20 protein-coding genes and 1 tRNA gene are annotated in these 22,492 nt (G+C 53.0%); 9 read left to right on the forward strand and 12 right to left on the reverse strand.

Going from position 1 to position 22,492, the window contains the following annotated elements; all coding sequences use genetic code 11:
- Window positions 1–655: 655 nt before the first annotated feature.
- From AC2IBB_RS24005 to AC2IBB_RS24020, 4 genes are all read right to left on the reverse strand, one after another.
- The gene (locus AC2IBB_RS24005; protein WP_486329242.1) at window positions 656–1,384 is read right to left on the reverse strand and encodes a DUF5818 domain-containing protein; all 729 of its coding nucleotides are present in this window, start codon (window positions 1,382–1,384) and stop codon (window positions 656–658) included.
- Window positions 1,385–1,421: 37 nt separating this feature from the next.
- On the reverse strand, window positions 1,422–1,907 hold the full coding sequence (locus tag AC2IBB_RS24010) for a tetratricopeptide repeat protein (protein WP_486329243.1): 486 nt from the start codon (window positions 1,905–1,907) through the stop codon (window positions 1,422–1,424).
- A gap of 128 nt (window positions 1,908–2,035) precedes the next feature.
- Window positions 2,036–2,959 carry a metallophosphoesterase gene (locus AC2IBB_RS24015; RefSeq protein WP_486329244.1) on the reverse strand — a complete coding sequence of 308 codons (924 nt, stop codon included), beginning with the start codon at window positions 2,957–2,959 and terminating at the stop codon, window positions 2,036–2,038.
- Between the two features lie 2 nt (window positions 2,960–2,961).
- Complete coding sequence (locus AC2IBB_RS24020) at window positions 2,962–3,873, reverse strand: LysR family transcriptional regulator (protein ID WP_486329245.1); 912 nt, start codon at window positions 3,871–3,873, stop codon at window positions 2,962–2,964.
- Between the two features lie 95 nt (window positions 3,874–3,968).
- Here AC2IBB_RS24020 and AC2IBB_RS24025 point away from each other — a divergent pair, with 95 nt between their 5' ends.
- Complete coding sequence (locus AC2IBB_RS24025) at window positions 3,969–4,952, forward strand: YeiH family protein (protein ID WP_486329246.1); 984 nt, start codon at window positions 3,969–3,971, stop codon at window positions 4,950–4,952.
- Window positions 4,953–5,640: 688 nt separating this feature from the next.
- Here AC2IBB_RS24025 and AC2IBB_RS24030 read toward each other — a convergent pair.
- Window positions 5,641–5,931: a hypothetical protein gene (locus tag AC2IBB_RS24030; protein ID WP_486329247.1), complete on the reverse strand. Its 291-nt coding sequence runs from the start codon at window positions 5,929–5,931 to the stop codon at window positions 5,641–5,643.
- 644 nt (window positions 5,932–6,575) lie between these two features.
- Here AC2IBB_RS24030 and AC2IBB_RS24035 point away from each other — a divergent pair.
- A complete protein-coding gene (locus AC2IBB_RS24035; RefSeq protein ID WP_486329248.1) occupies window positions 6,576–7,325 on the forward strand; it encodes a phosphatase domain-containing putative toxin in 750 nt (249 codons plus the stop codon).
- Window positions 7,326–7,379: 54 nt separating this feature from the next.
- Here AC2IBB_RS24035 and AC2IBB_RS24040 read toward each other — a convergent pair whose 3' ends face one another.
- From AC2IBB_RS24040 to AC2IBB_RS24055, 4 genes are all read right to left on the reverse strand, one after another.
- The gene (locus AC2IBB_RS24040) at window positions 7,380–7,730 is read right to left on the reverse strand and encodes a hypothetical protein (RefSeq protein ID WP_486329249.1); all 351 of its coding nucleotides are present in this window, start codon (window positions 7,728–7,730) and stop codon (window positions 7,380–7,382) included.
- Between the two features lie 152 nt (window positions 7,731–7,882).
- Window positions 7,883–7,973 (reverse strand) — tRNA-Ser (locus AC2IBB_RS24045).
- A 125-nt stretch (window positions 7,974–8,098) separates the two neighbouring features.
- A complete protein-coding gene (locus AC2IBB_RS24050; RefSeq protein WP_486333997.1) occupies window positions 8,099–8,923 on the reverse strand; it encodes a CheR family methyltransferase in 825 nt (274 codons plus the stop codon).
- Between the two features lie 69 nt (window positions 8,924–8,992).
- The gene (locus AC2IBB_RS24055; protein WP_486329250.1) at window positions 8,993–9,937 is read right to left on the reverse strand and encodes a chemotaxis protein CheV; all 945 of its coding nucleotides are present in this window, start codon (window positions 9,935–9,937) and stop codon (window positions 8,993–8,995) included.
- Between the two features lie 180 nt (window positions 9,938–10,117).
- Between AC2IBB_RS24055 and flgA the strand changes: the two genes are divergently transcribed.
- The 3 genes from flgA to AC2IBB_RS24070 all read left to right on the forward strand — a co-directional run bounded on the left by flgA (window position 10,118) and on the right by AC2IBB_RS24070 (window position 11,750).
- Window positions 10,118–10,828, forward strand: a complete 711-nt coding sequence (gene flgA / locus AC2IBB_RS24060) for a flagellar basal body P-ring formation chaperone FlgA (protein ID WP_486329251.1) — start codon at window positions 10,118–10,120, stop codon at window positions 10,826–10,828.
- 124 nt (window positions 10,829–10,952) lie between these two features.
- Window positions 10,953–11,267 (forward strand): flagellar biosynthesis anti-sigma factor FlgM, encoded by a 315-nt coding sequence (gene flgM / locus AC2IBB_RS24065; protein ID WP_486329252.1) that lies wholly within the window; start codon window positions 10,953–10,955, stop codon window positions 11,265–11,267.
- An 18-nt stretch (window positions 11,268–11,285) separates the two neighbouring features.
- Window positions 11,286–11,750 carry a flagella synthesis protein FlgN gene (locus AC2IBB_RS24070; RefSeq protein ID WP_486329253.1) on the forward strand — a complete coding sequence of 155 codons (465 nt, stop codon included), beginning with the start codon at window positions 11,286–11,288 and terminating at the stop codon, window positions 11,748–11,750.
- A 121-nt stretch (window positions 11,751–11,871) separates the two neighbouring features.
- Here the strand turns inward: AC2IBB_RS24070 and AC2IBB_RS24075 are convergent, their stop codons facing one another.
- Window positions 11,872–12,612: a cyclic di-GMP-binding domain-containing protein, MshE-related gene (locus AC2IBB_RS24075; RefSeq protein ID WP_486329254.1), complete on the reverse strand. Its 741-nt coding sequence runs from the start codon at window positions 12,610–12,612 to the stop codon at window positions 11,872–11,874.
- A 319-nt stretch (window positions 12,613–12,931) separates the two neighbouring features.
- Between AC2IBB_RS24075 and AC2IBB_RS24080 the strand changes: the two genes are divergently transcribed.
- Genes AC2IBB_RS24080 through AC2IBB_RS24095 form a run of 4 tightly spaced genes read left to right on the forward strand, consistent with a single transcriptional unit; the run spans window position 12,932 to window position 17,336 of the window.
- Window positions 12,932–14,239 (forward strand): GGDEF domain-containing protein, encoded by a 1,308-nt coding sequence (locus AC2IBB_RS24080; RefSeq protein WP_486329255.1) that lies wholly within the window; start codon window positions 12,932–12,934, stop codon window positions 14,237–14,239.
- Entirely contained in the window at window positions 14,239–14,829 is a 591-nt protein-coding gene (locus AC2IBB_RS24085) for a peptidylprolyl isomerase (protein WP_486329256.1), read from the forward strand. The genes AC2IBB_RS24080 and AC2IBB_RS24085 overlap by 1 nt, the downstream gene beginning before the upstream one ends.
- Window positions 14,826–16,706, forward strand: coding sequence for a bifunctional tRNA (5-methylaminomethyl-2-thiouridine)(34)-methyltransferase MnmC2/FAD-dependent 5-carboxymethylaminomethyl-2-thiouridine(34) oxidoreductase MnmC1 (gene mnmC / locus AC2IBB_RS24090; protein ID WP_486329257.1), 1,881 nt, complete (start codon window positions 14,826–14,828; stop codon window positions 16,704–16,706). The genes AC2IBB_RS24085 and mnmC overlap by 4 nt, the downstream gene beginning before the upstream one ends.
- 54 nt (window positions 16,707–16,760) lie before the next feature.
- On the forward strand, window positions 16,761–17,336 hold the full coding sequence (locus AC2IBB_RS24095) for a CBS domain-containing protein (protein WP_486329258.1): 576 nt from the start codon (window positions 16,761–16,763) through the stop codon (window positions 17,334–17,336).
- A gap of 13 nt (window positions 17,337–17,349) precedes the next feature.
- Here AC2IBB_RS24095 and AC2IBB_RS24100 read toward each other — a convergent pair whose 3' ends face one another.
- Both AC2IBB_RS24100 and ligA read right to left on the reverse strand, forming a co-directional pair.
- Window positions 17,350–20,034: a hypothetical protein gene (locus AC2IBB_RS24100; RefSeq protein WP_486329259.1), complete on the reverse strand. Its 2,685-nt coding sequence runs from the start codon at window positions 20,032–20,034 to the stop codon at window positions 17,350–17,352.
- Between the two features lie 245 nt (window positions 20,035–20,279).
- Window positions 20,280–22,331 carry an NAD-dependent DNA ligase LigA gene (ligA, locus tag AC2IBB_RS24105; RefSeq protein WP_486329260.1) on the reverse strand — a complete coding sequence of 684 codons (2,052 nt, stop codon included), beginning with the start codon at window positions 22,329–22,331 and terminating at the stop codon, window positions 20,280–20,282.
- Between the last annotated feature and the right edge of the window lie 161 nt (window positions 22,332–22,492).

Below are 22,492 nucleotides of genomic sequence, written 5' to 3' on the forward strand. Positions count from 1 at the left end.
GATGGAACAGACATATCCTTTCGTCTTCGTGACGAAGTTTTCTTGTTTTTTGCCCTATTTACAAGAAGACTCCGATACTTATTGAACTCTTCTTGTACTACTCGTTCGCATATCAGGCGCCCATATAACGTCTTACTGCAATGTCACGCCCAATCAAACATTATTACGATTGTCCGACATTCAAGCACAGTGGACACAAGGATTGAGGCCACCATCAAGCAACCAGATAGACGGGCCATGATGAAATCATTAATCCAAGTCCAAACAATATGCATCTCTATTTCTGGCCGAGCGGTCAGATACAAATAGATATCACGCCCGCATACTTTCTGGAGTATATTTCGCCAAGAACGGTAATCGTTCCCGCGAACCAGATTGCGCCCGTCGGGATATTATTAACCAGGCAAACAAATAGCTTCCTTCTATTTGTCCGCAACGACAGGGCCCGCACAGGCCAGGCCCCGTCTCCCACGGCTAGCCGCCGCGCAGGCGCACGCCGAAAACACATGAAACAGTCCCGTCGTCCAGAGAAATGCCTGTTGAGACCGAACTATCCCCGACGGTCAACGTGTTTGAGCCACTGACTGCATTCTTCGTAATGGTGTTTTGTCTTGCGGTAATGCGCTTCGGCGGTCATTTTCCCAGCTTGGACGGGCTAGTCTGTGTTCTGCTGTTGGGTAACGTCATAGCAGTTCGGAGCGGAAGCGCCGATGTAATCGACGGAGATGGTGACTCCCTGCATGCAGAATGAATACTCAGCGGCTTCACCCGTAACATACACCTCATCTCCTGGGCTATATCCACCCAAATCGCCGCCCAGGGTATATAAACGCCCTTGCGCGTCCCGGAATGCCGGGCATTCAACGCCTTCCTCAGTAAGCCGCCCTTTCAAGCAAATCTTCTTTGATTGCGATACGTCTGCGTCACCTAACATGGCGGCTTTGGAATTGCTTTCAGCATGGACGCGAACGCCTTTCAGCCCATCTGGTATCACTGCCATGCGATAAGTCACCGTCATAGAGGAAATAACTTCCGCTGCCGGTTGATCGGGAGGCATGGCGACAAATCCGAAGTCATATATCCCATCAGGGGGCGCCTGAATATATTGAAAGGCCACCAGCTCCGCATGCTCCCAGCCTGCCGTAGGGATCATGCCTTCCGCCCGGATCTCCAGCATAGGCGGATAACTCTCCAGTATGTTCACCTGGACGTTATCAACCCGATAGACCATGGATTTCGCAGCGGATTGTCTTTGGTCCGCGGAATCCCCTTCCGCCAGGACCTCCGCCGGCGCCGCCAAAAGCAGCGGTAAGCAAGCGGCCAAATATCTCAGATTTACTCGCGCCCCAGTGAAAAGACTGACGCCATTATTTATTCCATTCATTTCTTCGTCCTTTTTGAGTCAGTATGAAAATACTCTTTCATTCCCGCCAGGTTCTCGTCAAATCTTCGGAGTAAAGAGCGATGGCTCTCCGGTATTCCTGCACAAAGGGGTCTTGTGATGTTGCGGCGATCACTTTCAACAGCGCTTCAACCGACTGCTGAGATTCTCCGACATTAAACAAAGCCATGGCTTTGAACACCTGCAGCTCACACGCATCAGGAAACTGCGCCAGTCCTTCATCAAACACGTTCAGCGCCAGCATATATTCTCCCAATGCGCGATAAGTGCTGCCCAACCCCAAGTATGCGCCTCGCAACAATTCATCCGGCAGATCCCCAGAGATTGCGTTGAGGTAATACGGAATAGCCTCCGCTTCCAAGCCCAGATAGTCGTGAACGCAGGCGGCCTCGTACTGTAGCTCAGCGTCGGTGGGAAAATCTTCCGTCAATTGCACGGCAAGGCTGCACGCATCTTCATGACGTCCCTGCTCCCGTAAATATCTAATGGATTCCGCGTTCATCATACTTTTTTACTATCGCTCCGTCTGAAAACGTCCCTTCAGCATCCTGTAAGGAGACAACTACCACCCGGCTTCACGCCGCATTCTGCTGTATTTCACCTATCCCGAACCTGATCGGGAACAATTCACGCTTAAGCATGAACAAAGTTTTCTTTCCGCAATACCGACTCGCCACTCCAGCGATACGCCACCAGCTTACCCTGCTTGGCGACAGAGTAATCAAGACAGGCCACATTGGGAGTCAACGGCGCCGGCTCGCCCGCCAGCCAGTAATGGCCAACGAAGCAAGGAGGCTGTTCTTCTCCGTACTTGGGCATCGTTTGCGGCGCTGGAAGTTGTGCGGCATCGCCAATATCCAAGCCTATAGGCAACGCCACGTCTCCTAAAGTTTTGGCGTCGCGTCGCCACCACTGCACACGAATCGCGTCTCTCTCGGTTCCATCTTTATCATGGAACACGATTCCTTCAGGAAGCCTTATCTCTACGCCTTTGATCAATGTCTCAACCGCGGCGAACATCAAATGTCCTTCCGTCGACGCGTCAACCAGCATGTCCAAATCCAGCAAACCACAGGGGGAGCGCGCACGGACAATATCGATATAGTCATCGCGCCAGCAGGCGTGAATCGCCCGTACGCCATCCAGCTCCAACCAGAGTGGCAAGCTATAGAAAAAGGCCAGTATGTCCTCCTTCAGATCAGGCTCAGATTCAAACTCGTTCAGAAAAGCCTGATGCTGACGAATATTTTTTTCCGTACGGCGGCGCAGATATTCGCCTTGATGCAGAGTGTGAAAGGCCAGCGCATTAAACTCATGATTTCCCATCACCGCCAACGCATGCCCATTACCCACCATCTTCATTACCAGCGCCAGTAGCTTACGGTGTTGCCGCAAATGCTCACCGCGGTCGATAAAGTCTCCCAAAAAGATAACTTTACGCTCAGGATGCGCATAACCATCGCCTGTGTCTGTATAGCCAAGAATCTGTAACAGCTTGATCAGCTCATCCGCATGGCCATGGATATCGCCAATAACATCGTAATACTGTCTCGTCATACTCATTCTCCATTTTCAGGGACTGAGTCAGTCGCTGTAAATTCTTTCTCTTGCAGCAGTTCAATAAACGCCCGGACCAGCACCGTCTCTTTATTATCAGGTGAGCAGACCCAGGAGAACCGCCGCCTCAGGTTAAGAGACGTGCTCAGCTCAACCAACAAACCTTCGCGCACCTCATCCACAATTGAAAGAACCGACAGGCAACCGACACCCAGTCCCGCCCGCACAGACTGCTTGATCGCTTCCTGTCGGGACAAAGCCAGAGCAACGCGCGGCCGGGCGCCCATTGCCTGCATGGCGCTGTCAAACACCGCGCGCGTGCCTGAGCCTGCTTCGCGCACAACCCACGGATACCGCTCCAACTCCTCTACCCCAATGCTTCCCGCCTTCGCTAACGGGTGCTCCCTCGCACAAAAGATCGCCAGCCGATCTGAACGCCAGGGCGTAATATGCAATGTTGGATGTAAGGCAGGCCCCTCAATCATACCTATATGTGCGCGCCCTTTTTCCAATAGGGCAAGCACCGCCTCCGTATTATGAATTTCCAGATCCGGCTCCGCTTCAGGATAGCGCTTCACGAACTGCGCCAACAGCGGAGGAAGCAGGTAAGAGGCAGTCGTGACGCTGGCCGCCACGCGTATGGGGCCAGCCACCCTTTCAGGATCAGGAAGCGTCAATCCATCCACCAAACTGATAATTTGTCGCACCCGCGGCAATATACGCCTGCCTGCATCACTCAGCTCCAGCTCGCGTCCAACCTTATTCAGTACAGCGTATCCCAGCGCCCGCTCCATTTCCCGTATGGACTGACTGGCCGCAGACTGGCTGAGACACTGCTCTTCAGCCGCCAGGGTTAACCGCTCCAACCTGGCGGTGGCTTCGAACACACGCAATTGCCGTAAACTTACATTCATCAGTTTTTCAAAACTTTTACTTTAAAAACTTCCAATATACTAATCACTTTCACGTTCTTAAAGTCTCTTAACGAATATTTAAAGGGGCTTAGAACATGCTAACTCGCTTGATCGCGCTTGCAGTGTGCGCAGTACTGCTTGCTCAACTCCCACTCATCTCCGCATTAGGACTCAGCGCCCTTCCTCTGGCCTCCCTCCTTGGCATGATTTACGGCGCAGTCACGATGGACACTCCCCAGTCCGCCGCCAAAACCCTTAATTTCTGCCAACAAAAGCTGTTGCGGCTGGGCATTATCCTGTTCGGCTTCAACCTTAGCTTTCAGCAAATTGCTGCTGTCGGCTGGCGCACAGTATTACTGGACGTCGTGATAATCATTATGGCGCTCTCCATGGGCATCTACCTGGGCGTCAAGCTGCTACGCCTGCCCAAGGAAGTAGCGACGCTTACCGCGATAGGCAGCGCAGTTTGCGGGGCCGCCGCCATCATGGCCGCAGAGCCCGTCGTTCGAGCAAAAGAGCAGGATGTTGCAGTCGCAGTAGGAACAGTGGTCGTTTTCGGTACACTGGCGATGTTTATCTATCCCATCATATACCGCATTACTCTGATGGAGCCGTCTGTATTTGGAATATACATCGGCAGCACCGTGCATGAAGTCGCCCAGGCTGTAGCGGCGGGACAATCGATCAGCGGAGACGCCATGCAATTCGCAGTCGTCGCCAAACTCATCAGAGTCATGCTGCTAGCCCCCGTCATCATCGCCCTCAGCGCATTGCTATTCCGCTCCCCGGCCGGCGCCAACGCTCAAACCAAAGTCGCCGTCCCCTGGTTTGTCTTCGGTTTTGTCGCCGCCGCCGCTATCAACAGCCTGATAACTCTGCCTGAGTTTGTATTGGAAACACTGCAATGGACCTCCCAGCTCGCCCTCACCCTGGCCATGACGGCTTTAGGCGTCAAAACCCGCTGGAGCGCCATACGCCAAGCCGGAGCACGGCCGATAGCACTGTCTTTTATTCTGTTTATGGTATTGATGCTCGGTGGGCTTGGATTGAATATGTGGATGCTTGAGGAAGCAATTTAGAGGTTTACTCCATCCCATCCTCATCAGTCATTACAAGTAATTATTTAAAGTCGATTTTTATGCTGGACGGAGTTAGTCCACAGTTATACTCCGAAACACGCCTCCCACCTGCACTATCTCACTGGAGATTCATAAGCAATGGAGCCCAGCCAATCTGACAAACTTGCAAAAGTTCATCAACCCAATAGCGACATGACTTATCTAGCCAGGATCACACAACAGGTTCACAAAATATTCCAAGGGATTAAAAGCGCGGAAGAGTGCGTTATGAGGAGTCCAAGCTTCTCACAGTGCATGCGAGGACTTAGTTATGGCGTTTTTCTTATTCCACTAACTGTATGGGCCACTTTTGATAACCTGAACACCAGCGAGCTCCCCAACGCCCCCTCCACTTCGTCAGATGACATGCTATTAATGGTTCTCCCCGTACACCTTCTCGCCATTCTTTTAGTTGCAATGGCGATAGAAATACTGATTTTTTCAATCTTAGAGAACATGACTTTCAGGAAAAACACAAAACGCCCACTTTGCGCACGCCTAGGTGTCGCATCTTATTCCATCATTGGTATTTCTTATACTTCTTTCACTTTGCTCTATTGCACCCAGGGCTTTTTTAGTCTGGCGATAGCAGTCAACCCGATTACCGCCAGGTTAGTCATCACACGGTGCATCAACATTAGACAAACGCTCAGGTCTTGTAAGACATAAGCACATAAGGCCGCCCATTGACTGCGATATGGATAAAGGTGATGCCGATCGACGCCATTAGTTCTATCGCAGACAGCATATTCTTACGCCACTTTCTGACGGACTTTGCCCTCCCTTCACCTTCCTGCAAGACATCTAAATCCTCTTTGGTAATAATGGCATTCAACGCCACCGACTTGGCGTTGCAGGGAGTGAGTTTGTCGTAATAGAAGCGTTCGACCCACCTCACTACAGCACCACCCTTCTCATAAACAATCGTTACCCTGTACATAGAAAGCACCCGTTACGAAGACCAATTCCGCCCCTTGCAATGACTCTAACGCCCTGGCGGAGGCAAAATGTAAACTGATTATTTCACTGTGAGATTTGGCGCAGCATAACGGGCGTCCTGGTATTCTATTGCCCGCGTGATTATTAGTAAGGCGTCAGGCTTCAATCAGTAACCTGGCGTGGTGACTCCCCTCAACCAGCAACCTCATTTACTTATTATTTAACAGGATACGGATAATCACTATCAGTGAGGTTACGGAAAGTCTGGAAAAATTCTCAGTAGCGCCACTGAGTGCTATCCCCCGCTTCTGTTTACGAATCTCAAATCCAGACTTATTTCATTTATCAACATGGCAATCATATTGGCGTATTAATAGCCAGACGCATGAATGCGCCTGCGCAGCGGCTGGCCGCGGGAGACAGGCCCTGTCGTTGCAGACAAATAGAAGGAAGCGACTTGTCTGCCCGATTAATAGTTAGAGCAACTCTCTGCTTCACACACTCCGGGATATAGAACACAGTCATCGAGCGCCATTTGTAACTGGTGCGCCAAATAAATCAAGGAGTACGCATCCAAATGCGTCTTCGTTGTCGTCTTTAAAAGTAACAAAGATTGACACACGAAAGCCCATATAGGAGACGATCATGATTTATGGTTTAAACAACTATCAAAGTAACGGCCACACAGCACAGTTTGGGTTCCGGAATTTCCAATGGGTTCTGCCTGGCGTTCTGGTGCGTTCATCTCAACCAAATTATGCAGGGCATGACCAACCCCATACGCTTAGCTTTGTTCAAGTCGACTTCTTAAAGAAAAAAGGGATTACTTGCATTATCAGCTCTAACGAATACGCATTAGAGGAGCACTCGAAGACGCTTTTGAAGACTTACGGAATCTCTTACTACCATTTCAAAATCGCAGACTTTAAAGCAGCCACTCCTGCGCAACTTCTAAACGCAGCAGAGATAATTGAAGCCAACAAGAAAAGAGGGGCCACTCTCGTGCATTGTGGTTACGGAGAGGGCCGGACAGGAACCATCGTTGCAGGCTGGGCGATGACTAAACACATGAAGACCCAGGCAGGCGCAGACATCAATGCAATGTGTAACTCGTTAGGCTTAAAAGCCAACTTTGGCGTCGAAACGGCAGACCAGGTTGAATCGATACGAGCGGCGGCCAAGCTACCGATTAATCCGGCGACAACGCCTCTTACTCTGGGGTTAAGTTCAGCCGCTGGCTTTGGCGGACCAATAGGCTCTGGCCCAAGCTTCACGGGCCCAAATCGATCAGGCGTTGGATTTTCCGGCCCCTCAGGATTAGGCATGCCAGACGACGCGAGCATGCCAGGGTTCTTTTTCGCCAACTTTAGTTCGGGCAATAGTGGTGGCTTTTAATTTTTCCTGACGCACTATTGGCTTGCCCCCCCTAATCTGGAAGTATGGCGGGGCTTACCGATTAATGACGTAAGTCCCTTCCTCTACGGATATCAACTTTCCACCATCTTTGGCGTCACGCCATTTTTCACGGTTCTTATAGCCGCACTCGCACATCAGGCGATAGTTAAGCTTGTCTCGTGAAGGCTGAATTCTTTGGATGGTCGCCCTTGCATTAAATATTTCTGTCTTGGACAGCAATTCTAATCTTAGCGTCGCCAGCTCAATTTCACTGATTAAGCCATGCGAAATAGCGTCTTTAGGATTAAGAGCAATATTTTTAGATAGTTCCTGCTTCCACCGATCAAGGTGGCTAATAACATTGAGGGTTTGACGATATGCGTCGAAGCTTTCGTGTACTTTCATTATTCCTTAAATCAGTCGACCAAGACCCACCCTGGCTGCAACTCGATAGCTGATAAGCAACAACAAAGGCTGAAAGTGATAAAACACCAAAGCAAGCGAAGTAAACAACTATAGTTATCGAGGAAGGGGATTTTATTCAAAAGAGAATTCAATGGCGGTGAGGGAGGGATTCGAACCCTCGATACGGGGTGACCGTATACACGCTTTCCAGGCGTGCTCCTTCAACCGCTCGGACACCTCACCAGAGAACCAAAACAGGATTATTGCAACCCGTGTTTTGAGGTGCGCTAATTTATACGAATGCCCTTCGAAAGGCAACCTCTAATCTTCTCGATTGCGCAAATATTTCATCGCAATTTGGATAAGCGCTATTTCGCCCTGTAGATGATGCCAGGACTGCAATGCACCATCTCAAACTTGTCCGGCAAATTCCCCAAAGACTCCGAGGCGCCGAGAATCAAGTAGCCGCCAGGCTTAAGCGCAGAGTGCATACGGGACAGGATGTCCTTCTTTAACTCAGCGGAAAAATATATGAGCACGTTGCGGCAGAAAATCACATCAAACTTTCCGAGCAACGAATATGAGTCGAGCAAGTTCAGAGCGCGAAACTCCACGCAACGGGCGACTTCAGGCTTGATTTTCCAAGAGCCGTTGGGGGTCTTGGTAAAGTAACTGGCCATACGTTCTTTGGACAGCCCGCGTCCAATAGCGAGCATTTCATACTCGCCCTTACGCGCTGCGCTGAGCACGCTGGCGGACAAATCCGTCGCCACAATACTGAGAGCGGTGCGCATACTGCCCAGGTTTTTGCGACGACATTCATCCGCCACCATGGAAATAGAATACGGTTCCTGCCCTGTTGAGCATGCCGCGGACCAAATGCGAATCTGGGTAACGCCTTTGTTGGCGTTTAGTTCGGGAAGTATTTTTTCCTCCAGAATCCGGAACGGATGAACATCCCGAAACCACAGCGTCTCATTGGTGGTCATGGCGTCGACCACCGCCTCCCGCAAGGGCGAACGCATGGATCGACTCATCTTGTCGACCAGCTCTCCCACGGTCTCAATCTTTTCATCCGCCATGATTCGCCGCAGGCGGCTTTGCACTAAGTATTGCTTATTATCACCCAGTACAATGCCGCATGCTTTTTGGAGGAAATCCCGAAACTTATCGTAGTCTGCGTTATTAACCAGAAAAAATCCTGCCCTGACCGGTTATGCGCCAAGCGCGTCGACAGCTGAAGGTAATTACGCCAGCCGGTGTTATTGTCTTCTTTCTTCTATTGTTTTCAGCACGGAGGTCACTCGCTGCGCCAGCTCATCGGGGTTGAACTTGGCCATGAAGTCGTCCGCGCCGACTTTCGCCACCATTGCTTTGTTAAAAACGCCGCTTAATGACGTATGCAACATAATGTACAAGTCCTTCAGGGAAGGGTCGTTCTTACAGTTAGTTGTCAATGTGTAGCCATCCATTTCCGGCATCTCCACATCTGAAATCATCAGGCTGAGATGGTCATCAATGTGGCTGCCGTCAGCAACCAGAGAGCGAAGATAATCCAAGGCCTGGCGACCGTCATTTTTAGTGACCACCTCGACGCCTACCGCATCCATACAATGCACAATCTGGCGACGCGCCACCGTGGAGTCGTCCACCACCAGCACTTTATGCTCAATCGCTTTGGCGGCCAGTTCCTTATCAATGAACTCATCTGCGACGGTATCCCGCGTCGGAGAAACCTCGGCGAGAATTTTCTCCACATCAATGACTTCAATCAGCTTGTTTTCCAAGCGGGTCACCGCCGTCAAATAATTGTCTTTGCCCGCCCCTTTTGGCGGTGGATGCATATCTTCCCAGTTCATATTGACGATACGCTCCACCCCGGACACCAGAAACCCCTGGGTTTTGCGGTTGTATTCCGTGATGATGACAAAGCAGTTATTAACGTCTTTTTCAGGAACAGGCATTTGCCCTGTAGCCATGCCCATGTCGAGTATGGGTATGGTTTCGCCGCGAATATGAGCCACCCCCCTGACCACAGGATGACGCTTAGGCATCATTGTCAGCTTCGGACATTGCAGAACTTCCTTCACCTTGAAGACGTTAATTCCGTATATCTGCTCACCCTGCAGCCGAAACAGGAGCAACTCCAGGCGGTTCTGTCCGACTAACTGAGTACGTTGGTTTACGCTGTCTAATACCCCGGCCATAAAGGGCGCTCCGCTATATGTTGTAGATTACCGAACTATCGGATCGGGGCGCTGACGGGATTGACGTCCCGCATGAGCCCGCCAGCCCGGCACAGACTTTGCGTGCCTTGTCGCACACCGTCATTTTATTGGCGACGCGCAAGCGGCTACCCGGTAGCTAAGTAAAGCATAGGACAAAAAATGAAAATACGCATAACCGGCTTGATGTATATCGGCATTCTCGTTTTTTCAGCCCCGGCCTTATGCAATTCCGTTCCGGTCTGGCGGCAACAAACTTCCGTTGCGGTGGAGGAGTTTATGATGCGATTTGCCGCCGCAGCGGCTGAGCAATTTCAGGAGCGGGTGATCTATGACGTTTCCGAGCCTGACCCCCGCCTTAACTTTTCCCCTTGCGAGCAGACACCCGCCGTTAAGGAAGCCAGCGCCAACGGCGGACGGCTGACGCTAAAAGTAAGCTGCGAATCCCCCAGTCCCTGGCAAATATACGTGCCTGTGCAAATGGAGCGATACCGGCAAATAGTGACAATAAAATCCGCTTTACCGCGGGGCTACGCTTTGGCCCCAGAGGATCTCGAAACTAAAGAGCTGAATATCAACGACTTACGCTACGGCTTTTATACGAAACCAGAAGAAGTGATCGGCATGATCACACGACGCCCAGTTGTCGCCGGGTCCGCCCCCTATCCAAATATGCTGGAAGCGCCTAAACTCATTAATAAGGGAGACATGGTGGTAATTGAAGCGGCCACGTCCTACTTCAGTGTGAAAATGCCGGGAATCGCCATGGCGGACGGCAGACGGGGCCAGCAAATCATGGTCAAGAACAGCTCCAGCGACCGCATGGTGCGCGCAGAAGTCATAGGATCAGGCCACGTAAGAACGCCCATGTAAACGCATAGACTGATCAATATTGGGCTGAAAGCGAAATTCACTAAATAATTCCAAAAATCTCGCTAAAGTTTCTCTCCGTTGAGCCGATATGATAAGTAATTAAAGTTTTTAAGAGAGTAAAGCCATGAATATCAAAGGTGTCGGTTCACCTCCAGTGAACGATATCAAAACCCGGGAAAACCTGCAGAAGACTGAGAAAGTCGATGTGGACGCCGGGAAAAATGCGGCGGCTCCCGAAAAAAGCGGAGATTCCGGGGACAAAGTCGTCCTCAGTTCGCAAGCTCAAAACATCAGAAAAGTCGAACAGCAACTGGCCAGACTGCCCGATGTCGATAACGAGCGGGTGGAGAAGATCAAAAAGGCGCTGGACGACGGGTCCTATCAGATCAATTCACGCAGTGTGGCAGAGAAATTGCTTAATTTTGAGCAAGACTTCTGATAACACTGTGAGGGCATCATGTCCGCCGATCTGAAAGTATTTATTGATCTGCTTAAACAGGATCTACAAACTCTCTCCCAACTTGAAGATGTGCTGCAGCAGGAACGCGACTCTCTGGAGCAAAGCGATATTGAGTCACTGCAGCGCATCAACGAATCCAAACTTCCCCTTCTGCAACAAATCGAAAGCCACGCACGAGATCGTACTCAGTGGGTCAGTCAGACTGGCTTGCCCGTAGATCGTTTTCTCTCACTGTTAAAGGAAAAAGCGCCGCCTGTCATGAAACTGTATCGACAGTGCGAAAGCAGCCTCGCTAACATACACAAGCTGAACGAGGTCAACGGACGTATTATCGCCCGTTCACAGCAACGCACGACCAAGCTGATGCAGATCATCCGCGGCCAATCCCAGCACATGCAGCTGTACGGTAAAAACGGCGCTGAGAAAAGTGTTGGCGACGCCCAGGCCATCGCGCAGGCTTAGAGCTTGTCGGCATAAAAAAGGCCGCAAACTGCGCGGCCCAAAACAACATCGTCTAAGGAAAAGTTCCGCAACGAACGGAGCGCTCTAACTACCTCGCCCGCCGTGCGGAGGAACCGTCAACTCAGTAGGGTTTCACCACGATATACGAGTTATCGCTGAACTTGATCCCTTCCAAATGAATACTGCCCATGGTGGGACCATCCGCCGATACCCCCATCGGCCGAATATTGTTGAAACTGACTCGCTCAATATGATTCGGGAGCGTCACGTTCATGCCGCCACCCTCATTAAACAGAGGCTTGATGCGGGAGGGATCTATTTGCACTCCAATCACTTCAACTTCGGCGTCCAGAACATTGGAGAGCGGAAATAGCAGTTTTCCGAGAGATCCCAACACCTGAACCCCATCAGGATTATCGGAGTTCCGGCCTTCCAGCTGAGCTTTCGCAGCCATGTTATACAATTGCTGAAACTCTTCGGTGAAGCCTTGAGCGCCGACATTGCTCAGCTCACTTTCGTCCAGCGCCTGCAGCCCCGATGCAGCCTGGCTTATCGTTTCGGCAGCGACAGGTTGAGATTCTTCTTGAGACTGGGAAGCGGCGAACGCCACCATGGGCTGGAAGGGAGTCACGGCCATAGCAACGAACGCCGCGGCGTAGCGATAACGGCTTTGATGCCGAAGTGTGCGCTGCAACTCCTTACTGGTTATCCAGCCGAACTCTACTAACAACTCACCAAGGCGTTGACCATTAACGGTCTGCGCGGTTAATGCTTCGTTAAGCTGACCTTCTGTAATGTATCCTCGGTTCACCAGGAGGCGACCTAGGCGGGATCTTTCTATAGCTTGCTGCTGAGTCGCCATGACCATAACTCCTTTTTTATTGAGTAGTAGCTCTTTAATAATGGAAAGATGTTTAAAAGTTGTACACCTGTGATAGGTTAATTTTTGTATGGGTTTTGCTATCACTTACAACCAAGTATTAATCGTTTACTAGCAAGTATTAGCGGCAAAAGCCGCAGCCTCTCTCCTATTACGCCTAGATGCCTGAAACTTTTAGGGAATTTCTAATAATTTGTCGCTTATAACGCTGGCGGTAAAAGCAGGGTTGGTTACACTTTTATAGAAGAGCCGGTTTTCAACACCTGAAAAGCTTGCAGCAAACACACCTCAGGGGGCGGATTTGTCATTACCGAACAGTCACCAGGATATGTCCGCAGACACCGCAACCTACGTTCGCAGGCTGCTGGACAACGGCATGCACGGACTGCAATTCGAGGGCGAACTGGAAAGCGAGTTTGAGCGTTATCACTTAAGCCGTTATCTGCACTTGAACCGGGTATACCCTCTATTAGGTGCGTTGGTGCTGGTCTTCTTCACATTCGCTGATCATCTGGTAATTCCCGAATTATTTGAGCAAACCCTGCAGATCCGGGTGGCGGATGCTCTTGGCATCATCTTGGTCACGATGGCCAGCCGTATTGCATGGGTGCGTCGACGTTATCAAATGACACTTTGCCTCGGGGCGCTATGCATTCACTTAAGCCTGATCGCCATTGCCGTAAAAGCCGCCGCCATTGACCAGTTCCATTACCAGACCGGGTCAATTATTTCCGTCATTTTCTTCTGTACGGTGCTGCGCCTGCAATTTCACTACATTTTCCCCTTCGCCTTATTGATGTGGCTGTCGCAAGTGCTTGCGATGCACTTTCTCATGCATCTGCACGCATCACAGTTCACTGAGCTGCTGTTTCTGCACACCTTTGTCACCTTGATTTCAGTATTGGTTTGCTATCGGGTGGAATACGAGACCCGAAAAAACTTCCTGCAACAGTTACTCCTGCTGTATGAGCAAGAAGAGTTGCGCGCCGCGCATGCAGAACTGGAGCGGCTCTCCCTGATGGACAGCCTCACCCAGGTCGCCAATCGCAGGCACTTCAACAAAAGTCTGGAGACGGAATGGAACCGATGCCTGCGCGACGACAAACCTCTCGCGCTATTGATGGTGGATGTGGACTTTTTCAAAGCCTATAACGACGCCTATGGACATCAGCGGGGCGACGATTGCCTGATCAATGTCGCCGATTGTCTGACACAAACGTCAAGGCGCGCCGCCGATCTGGTCGCCCGCTACGGCGGCGAGGAGTTCGCCGTCATTCTGCCTCACGCAGATCAGGCGGCGGCGCAACGCCTGGCGGAACATATTGTGCTCCAGATTTACGAGCTGAACATGGAAAACGAAGGCTCCCCAGAACTGAAACGTCTTACTGTCAGCGTAGGTTTCAGCGCTCTCGCCCCTTCCCAGGGTGACGCCCCCAACACATTGATTTCTCAAGCCGACAGCGCGCTTTACATGGCAAAACGAAAAGGTAAGAATCGTGCCCACGGTTTTCCCGTCAACGAGACCTCTGAGACAGCGGAACCCGCCAGCTCAGAGGACGAAGGCGAACCGAACATCCACGACGAATCCAAAAGCAATGGAGAAATCTAGTGACACACAGCGTAAATGCGGGCAAAAGAGGATTACTTGGCCTGGCTTTCTGGGCGATCAGCTTGACGGCGATGGCCGCCGACCTGCCGACAGCCACCATCAGCACTTCCGAGGGCGACATCAAAATCCAGCTATTCAACGATAAAGCTCCGGTTACTGTTGAAAACTTCATCAGCTATGTCAAAGACGGCTACTACAATGGCCTGATATTCCACCGCACTATCCCCAACTTCATGATTCAAGGCGGCGGTTTTACGCCCAATATGGAACAGAAGGCCACCAAAGCGCCTATCAAGAACGAATCCAGCAATGGGCTGGCGAATGATCGCGGAACGCTGGCCATGGCCAGAACCAACGACCCCAACTCCGCCACCTCCCAGTTTTTTATCAACGTCATTGATAATGCTTACCTGAACGGAACCCAAGGCAGACCGGGCTATGCGGTATTTGGCGAGGTAGTGTCCGGCATGGATGTGGTGGACAAAATCGCCAACGCGCCTACAAAGAATGCTGGCTACTACCAGAACGTGCCTGTTAAAACCGTCACTATCAACGCCATCAAACTGGATGAGGTTGCAAGCCAGCAGTGAAAGGTCCGCAACTTGATTACGCAGACCTGTCCTGGTCCGACAACGGCGCGCCGATCTCCAACGCTTACGGCGACATTTACTTCTCCAAGGAAAGCGGCCCGGAGGAGACGGATTATGTCTTCCTCACGGGCAATCGCCTGAGGGAACGCTTCAGCAAAGCGCAACCGGGCTCCCTGTTCACCATCGCCGAGACCGGCTTCGGCAGTGGACTCAACTTCCTCATGGCCTGGGCGCTCTGGCGTGAATGCGGCCCTGCGGACGGTCATCTGCATTTCACTTCCGTGGAGTTTTGTCCACTGGCGCTGGAAGATCTGGCTCGATGTCACCAGGCCTGGCCGCAACTGGCGGAGTTCGCCCGGCAGTTGCAGGCGCAATACCCTGCTCCCATACAGGGTGTGCACCGTTGTCGCTTCGTCGATCAGGGCGTCACATTGACCTTATACCTGGGAGATGTCGTTGACTGGCTGACCAACTGCAGCTTTAAAGCCGACGCCTGGTTTCTGGATGGCTTTTCGCCAAAGCAGAACCCAGAGATGTGGAGCGAGTCGTTGTTTCCACTGATCGCCAGCCACGCTGCGCAGGGTTGCACCGTCGCCACCTTCTCCGCCGCAGGGTTTATCCGCCGCGGCTTGAAAGAGCACGGGTTTAATGTCAGCAAGGCCCCTGGGTTCGGTTATAAAAGGGACATGACGGTAGGCGTATTCCAGGCCGATGAACCTGGACAACCTACCGTACGCGCCTGCAAAGAAGCTATCGTGGTCGGATCAGGCCTGTCCGGCGCCAGCGTCGCCTATGCCCTCGCCACTCGCGGCTGGAAAGTAACCGTACTGGAAGCGGCTGATCAAATCGCCCCGGACGCGTCAGGCAACCCGCAAGGCGCGCTGTACATAAAGCCCGGCGTGGAGTGGAGCATCAACACCCGTATCCACGCCAATGCATTTTTGTATGCCGAACGCTTTTACTCACAGATCGCAAACTTGCCTGCGCCAATCTGGAACCCCTGCGGCGTGCTGCAACTTGCGCATAATGACAAGGAAGCCGCCAGACAGGAGAAGTTTTTCCAACACAATCGTTATCCTGATGAGGTTATCCGCCCTCTGACCCAACAGGAAGCATCGGAACTCGCCGGCGTCAACCTGCCAGCCAGCGCCATGCATTTGCCCTGCGGCGGCTGGCTGATTCCACCGCTGCTATGCGCCCGCCTGTTGCAACACCCGAACATTGAGACGAGAGTGAATTCGCCGGTTAACGCACTGGAGCGCACCAGCGCAGGCGACTGGCGCATCCATATCGGTTCCGGTGAGTCCGCACAGGAACTGGAATGCGCTACCGTGATATTGGCTACCGCCAACAATCAGGCCATGCGGCCGACGACAGTGAGCGCCCTCCCCCTCAAGCCCATTCGCGGCCAAGTCACCGCGTTACAGGTAGAGCCTGCCGCTTTACCGCGGTTGAATACCGTCTTATGTGGCGAAGGCTATCTAATGCCGCCTATAGAAAACCGGCTGGTTACAGGCGCCACGTTTAAGCCCAACTGCGCTGACGCACAGGTGACTGAGGCGGATAACGACGCGAACCTGGAACAGTTATTTCAGCTCACTCCCGCTCTGCGCGATGAACTCTCCCAGAGTCCGCCAGCCCTGCAGGGGCGCGCATCAATCAGAAGCGCACTGCCGGATTACCTGCCCGCTATTGGCCCTCTCATACCAGAACAGGAGGGAGAAGGGTTGCTGGCAGTAACCGCGATGGGCTCCAAAGGGCTCGCGCTGGCGCCATTGGCAGGCGAATTAGTGGCGGATATGCTGGAGGGCGCGCCAGCGCCTATTGAAGACAGCCTGATCAAACGTGTTTTGCCAATCCGCTTCAGCAAGGAGTAGACTGACTGCAATGAGCCGCCATACACGGCGGCCTCGCCGCAAGGAGCTCCACCCATGCCAATCTACATGGTCGACGCCGGTCACCGCATCATCACACCTCTGAGCGTGGACCCTCGCATCAAGTCCGTGGAAGAACTTAAATCCATATCCGCCATTCACCCCATTGGACCGCAAGATCAGGGAATGCGAGAGAATTTTCCCTACTCTGGAAGCGAGCAGCAGAGCGCTGCTAAAGGCGACATCTCCCGCCTCAGCGCTCAGGACGTCATGTCATCTCCTGTCCTTTACGGCAAGCAGGACTGGAGCCTGGATGAAGGATTGAGCTTTCTTCGCGAGCACAAAGTAAGGCATCTACCGGTGCGGGATGACCAGGAAGTAGTGGGCTTTCTGGTTGAGCGCGAGCTGCTGCAAGCAAAGCTGGAACAACCCGAGGCGACGCTGGCCGCACTGTGCGCCCCCTACTTGATGGTGGGCGACGACGCCGATCTACGACGGATCTCACTGGTTCTGGTAGAGAGAGACTTGGACGGGGCCTTGGTGCGCAACGTCCAGGGCGAAGTAATCGGCGTACTGACAGCCACGGATATCCTGAAAGCCATCGCCCATTTCGAGGTAGAAGCCTGGGCTTAACCCAGGCCGGCCATCAGCAGTCTCCGTTAGGGTCCGCCCGGCAGGCGGCGTTCAAGTCCACGCCGTCAACGATGGAGAGAGGCTTCAGCGTTACTGTTACGCCACTATCGGTTTGCGCATCCTCCACCGAAATCAATTTAGCGCTGCCAAATGTCGCCAGATTGGAGAGTTTTTCGTTGGCCGCCGCGCCGAGCTGGAAACGCCAAATATTCTTTAGTTTGGTCACCTGCTCGCCTTCGCCCGGTTCTTCCCCTTCATCCAGCTCTTCTTCTTTTACAATGTCATAACGCGCCAGCCATCCATCGTCACCACCCTGAGCCGCGCCAGCATCAAAGATATCGCCAGCGGTCACGCCAGAGAGGTATACCTCATTGCCCAATGACTTGACGTCCAGCACAGAGTCCGCCGCAGCGCCGCCGATTTGAGCGTAGGCGGTGATTTCACTGGCGTTTTGATGATAGGCGAGATAGCCGTCCTGACCGCCGCGGTTTCGCTCTCCGCCGACCAGTACGCCATGTGTGTAACCGACGGAGACAAAGCCTTTACTGACGGTGCTGACATCAAGCGCCGCATCGTTATAGCTGGAGCCGATCTGAGCTACCCGGCGCGGGTCGCCGTCATCGTTGTAGGATACAACGACGGCGTCAAAGCCGCCGAGACTGGAGCCATTGTCCTCCACCGCTCCGTCGCTGAAACCAACGACATTATGATTGGAGGAGGACTCCGGCGACGCTCCCAGCAACACATCGTCGCCAGAGGAGCCGAAGGTCTTGGCGAACATAAGCGCGCCGTTTTTATCAAACTTGATCAGCATCGCGTCGCGACGCCCGGAGTTTTCCCCTTCACCGACCAGGCCTGACGTGGCGCCGACCACCAGCACTTCCTGACTAAGGTCGACAGACAGCGCGCCGGGTTCGTCATCCCAAACGCTGCCGATCTGCTTGGCCCACTGTAACTCGAAGGCGCCGACATTATTGATACGCTGATACTTATGCACCACCACATCCTTACCGCCCAGGTCGCTTTCTTGCAGCGGCTCCACTGGAGGCGCGAACAAACCGCCCACTTCCAGTAGCGCATATATATCCTGGGTGATCTCATCCTCGTTGGCCGGGTTGATCTTCTCATATAGCCAGATGTCTTTGATGCGTACTGCATAGGTCGCCGCTTCCAGCTTAATGCTCTGATGCAGTGCGCCAAAGCGGTCATAGATCATGATGTCGGAGTTAGCAGGTTTGCCGCCCTCTTCACCATTCACTCGTGCGAGAAACAGCTCCGACTGCGATCCCGAAATCGCCTCGGAGACGCTGGCGCCGGCGTTGAGGGGCAGCTCCACTGCGTTCAACCATTGGTTAATGTAGACGGCCAGGGGCTCTTCGTCGGGATTCACCGTACCGCTGCGTCGCCAATTGAAGGTCACTTTCTCATCCCGCAACGTAGCGTCGCCGTTCGCCATCGCTTGCAGTTTGACGATTTTACTGGTTTCGCCCGCTTCGAAAGGCACGCTGACGCCGTCCGTAATCAGGCTGCCCACCCCACCGTCTCCGGTGTAAAGACGTAAATCCGCATCTGCGCCCTCAAAATCGCCGTCACTATTGTCCGCGTCCACGACAAACTCTGCATAAACGGTCTGTTCCGGCTCCTTGTCCAGGGTCACTTCCACATTCAGGTAGTTACCTTCGGACACAGAGGCTTTGGCTACTTTAAAGTTGGCGACAGGTTCATTGTCAGTGATAGAGATAGTGGTGTTGACCGGGTCAGCGAATTCCAGCAGTCCACCCTCGTAGTGAGTTATCGACACCGCGATGTTCTCAGTCTTTTCCGCACCGCGATCGTCATTGATAAACACTGGAGCATGACAATAGCGCACACCCGGATCATAGGTCAGGAAGCCGTCCGCGACTGAGATGACCTGCCCGTCTTTCCTTGCGGTCTCAATGAGAAAGTCGCTTCCCGGTGTCGCGCCGTCGCCGGAGCCGCTGGTCAGAGAGTAGCGCAATATGACGCGCTGAACCGAAGGTTGCTCCAGAAATACCGGCAGGTAGTGAAGTTTGGGGCGCACCGCCAGCGAATCATCCTGCTGACGCTCTTCAAAGAAAGCGATATCTTCCTCAGAGAACAATGGCGTCCCTTCCGCATCGGTGAAGCACAGCGGAATGACTTCCTTTTCCTCGCCTTCGTCTTCCCGGCCGTTATTGTTGGCGTCGATCAACTTCGAGGGACGCTCGCCAACCTCGTTTTCCGCCACCGTCAGCGCTTCGGATTCGTAGGTATTCGTATCGACGAACAACGAAAAGCGGGTCTCCCCTACACTGGAGCCGTCGGACACCGTCAGCGAAACTTCCTGCGCCTCGCCGGGCGTCAACGCGTCTTCCGCCGTTCCGCCTCCGTTAACGCCGGGAATCCCGCGCATGATAACGCCTTTGCGGAAGCTGTTGTCGACGTACTCCAACGCCAGCCAGCGCGGCTGGTTAGTCATGGAAAAGTCCACCAGACCATCGCCGCCGTCCACACCAAACTCATAGGTGTATTCAACGCCCAGATAGGCGGTTCCCGGTGGTTTTCCCAAGATACGAATGGTTTCGGGCGGCGCTGTATCGCTGCCGCAGGAGGCGAGTAGTAGAGAAGTGATAACCAGCGCAGGCGTTTTCAGCGCCAACTTAACTCCGCTGCGCTGGGCCAGACCCAGGTGACCCATAGATGTGCATTCCACGCTTTATTATTCAAGTTTTACAAAATCTTATAAAACTTTGTTTTTTGTAACCACAGCAGGGGGCCAGAAACCCAACCGGGATCACACTGCCGCCTTTTTATTTGCATCCGATTTTTGTATCCGACAGATAATTCTATTACTTTGAAAGCAACTAGCACCGTGCTTATCAGCCCCTGCAATGCAAAACGGCCGCAGAAGCGGCCGTTGCAGGGAATCAGAGATCAATACAATCAGGCGTCGCCGCCCAAATGCGCTTGATGCTCTTCCAATAGCTGCTTGAATGCGTCTTCATCCAGCACCTTCACGTCAAGATCCTGCGCCTTGGTGAGTTTGGAGCCCGCCTTCTCTCCCGCCACCACAAAACTGGTTTTGGCGGACACGCTTCCGGACACCTTGACGCCAAGACGGGTCAGTAAATCCTTCGCCTCGTCGCGGCTGTAATCCGCAAGCGTGCCGGTAACCACGGCGGTTTGCCCGGATAACGGTAGCGTCTCGGTGCTGCGCACAACCACTTCAGGCCAGTTAACGCCCTCACGCAACAAGGCGTCAATAGTTTCCAGGTTGTGCTCCTGTTGAAAGAAAGAGCGAATATGACCTGCGCTGATGGGCCCGATATCCGGAACCGCCACCAGGTCCTCTTCCGAGGCCTGTTTCAGCAGATCCAAGGTTGGAAAGTGCTGCGCCAGCAACTTGGCCGTGGCTTCCCCTACTTCTCGAATGCCCAACGCGTAGATGAAACGGGCGAATGTGGTTTGTTTGGAAGCCTCTATTGCGCTAACCAGATTCTGCGCGGACTTTTCGCCCATACGCTCCAGTCCCGCCACATCCGGCGCTTTCAGTGAATACAGACTGGCGGGAGAGTCGATTAATTCTTTCTCCACCAGCAGCTCGACAAGGCGGTCGCCCAGGCCATCAATGTCCATGGCTTTACGAGAGGAAAAGTGCTTGATCGCTTCTTTCCGCTGCGCAGAGCAGTAGAGCCCGCCGGAGCAACGCGCCACCGCTTCTCCCTCCAGTTGCAACACATCGGAGCCGCAAACCGGACAATGCTCGGGACGGTCCACTGGCGCGGCGTTTTCCGGGCGACGATCCTGCACCACACTGACCACCTGTGGAATAACATCTCCCGCACGACGAATGATGACCGTATCGCCCACATGCACATCCAGGCGACGAATCTCATCCATATTGTGCAGCGTGGCGTTACTGACTGTGACGCCGCCGACGAATACCGGCTTCAAGCGCGCCACCGGCGTCACGGCGCCGGTTCTGCCAACCTGGAAGTCCACCGCCAGCAGCTCCGTCATTTCCTCATGGGCGGGAAATTTATGCGCAATAGCCCAGCGCGGCGCCCGCGATACGAACCCCAGCTCCTGCTGCAGATCAATGCGGTTAACCTTGAACACCACACCATCAATTTCGTATGGCAATTGGTTACGCACACCCATGATATGGCGGTAATAATCCAGACACTCCTGCGCGCCGGACGCCAATTTCATCTGGCTGTTGATCTTCAATCCCCACTGCTGCAGCTGAGTGAGAATATCGTGCTGCGTCCCCGGCAATTCCCCTTCGAAATAGCCTACGCTGTAACAACACATTTCCAACGCCCGCTTGGCGGTGATGCGCGGATCAAGCTGGCGTAGACTTCCCGCCGCCGCGTTGCGCGGGTTAACAAACGTTTTCTCGCCTTTCGCCGCTGCGTCTTTGTTGATAGCGTCGAAGGCGGCCTTGGGCAGATAAATTTCACCCCGCACTTCCAATTCTGCGGGATACCCTTCCCCACGCAATTTAAGCGGAATGTTTTTTACCGTTTTAACATTGGCGGTAATGTCTTCACCCGCAGAACCATCGCCGCGAGTCACGCCGCGCACCAGGTACCCATCACGATACAGCAGGCTGATGGCGATGCCGTCCAGTTTCGGTTCACAGCAGTAGTCAATGCGCGCATCTTCCGCTTCCTTGAGGCGCTCGCGCACGCGACGATCGAAGTCCAGCAAATCCTGCTCTTCAAACGCATTGTCCAGGGACAGCATGGGCAGGCGGTGAGATACAGTCTCGAAGCCTTCCGCAGGCGCTGCGCCCACGCGCTGAGTCGGCGAGTCGGGAGTAATGGTTTGAGGGTGCTCCGCCTCGATTTCACGCAGCCGACGCATCAAGCGGTCGTACTCGGCGTCGGGAACCGACGGATCATCCAAAGTGTAGTAACGGTAGTTATGATCGTTAATGGTTTCGCGAAGCGTATTCAGCTCTTGCTGAATGGCGACAGGGACTTCCGACATGAGTTCATTCTTCCGAGGCAGATTGTTGAATAATTATCAGACGAAACCGCTGTATGGAGGGCCCAGCGCAACGGTTTATCTAAGTCTTTGATTCGGATTAAAGTATAGCGAACGTAACGACAACATTGATCGTTACAAGCCAATACTCCGGGTATAATCCC

The organism is Hahella sp. NS-SX17 (genome assembly GCF_057367735.1).

Coding starts and splice junctions, on each gene's coding strand:
- AC2IBB_RS24005 (WP_486329242.1), bottom strand. CDS start 1,384: ATGAATGGAATAAATAATGGCGTCAGTCTTTTCACTGGGGCGCGAGTA.
- AC2IBB_RS24010 (WP_486329243.1), bottom strand. CDS start 1,907: ATGATGAACGCGGAATCCATTAGATATTTACGGGAGCAGGGACGTCAT.
- AC2IBB_RS24015 (WP_486329244.1), bottom strand. CDS start 2,959: ATGACGAGACAGTATTACGATGTTATTGGCGATATCCATGGCCATGCG.
- AC2IBB_RS24020 (WP_486329245.1), bottom strand. CDS start 3,873: ATGAATGTAAGTTTACGGCAATTGCGTGTGTTCGAAGCCACCGCCAGG.
- AC2IBB_RS24025 (WP_486329246.1), top strand. CDS start 3,969: ATGCTAACTCGCTTGATCGCGCTTGCAGTGTGCGCAGTACTGCTTGCT.
- AC2IBB_RS24030 (WP_486329247.1), bottom strand. CDS start 5,931: ATGTACAGGGTAACGATTGTTTATGAGAAGGGTGGTGCTGTAGTGAGG.
- AC2IBB_RS24035 (WP_486329248.1), top strand. CDS start 6,576: ATGATTTATGGTTTAAACAACTATCAAAGTAACGGCCACACAGCACAG.
- AC2IBB_RS24040 (WP_486329249.1), bottom strand. CDS start 7,730: ATGAAAGTACACGAAAGCTTCGACGCATATCGTCAAACCCTCAATGTT.
- AC2IBB_RS24055 (WP_486329250.1), bottom strand. CDS start 9,937: ATGGCCGGGGTATTAGACAGCGTAAACCAACGTACTCAGTTAGTCGGA.
- flgA (WP_486329251.1), top strand. CDS start 10,118: ATGAAAATACGCATAACCGGCTTGATGTATATCGGCATTCTCGTTTTT.
- flgM (WP_486329252.1), top strand. CDS start 10,953: ATGAATATCAAAGGTGTCGGTTCACCTCCAGTGAACGATATCAAAACC.
- AC2IBB_RS24070 (WP_486329253.1), top strand. CDS start 11,286: ATGTCCGCCGATCTGAAAGTATTTATTGATCTGCTTAAACAGGATCTA.
- AC2IBB_RS24075 (WP_486329254.1), bottom strand. CDS start 12,612: ATGGCGACTCAGCAGCAAGCTATAGAAAGATCCCGCCTAGGTCGCCTC.
- AC2IBB_RS24095 (WP_486329258.1), top strand. CDS start 16,761: ATGCCAATCTACATGGTCGACGCCGGTCACCGCATCATCACACCTCTG.
- AC2IBB_RS24100 (WP_486329259.1), bottom strand. CDS start 20,034: ATGGGTCACCTGGGTCTGGCCCAGCGCAGCGGAGTTAAGTTGGCGCTG.
- ligA (WP_486329260.1), bottom strand. CDS start 22,331: ATGTCGGAAGTCCCTGTCGCCATTCAGCAAGAGCTGAATACGCTTCGC.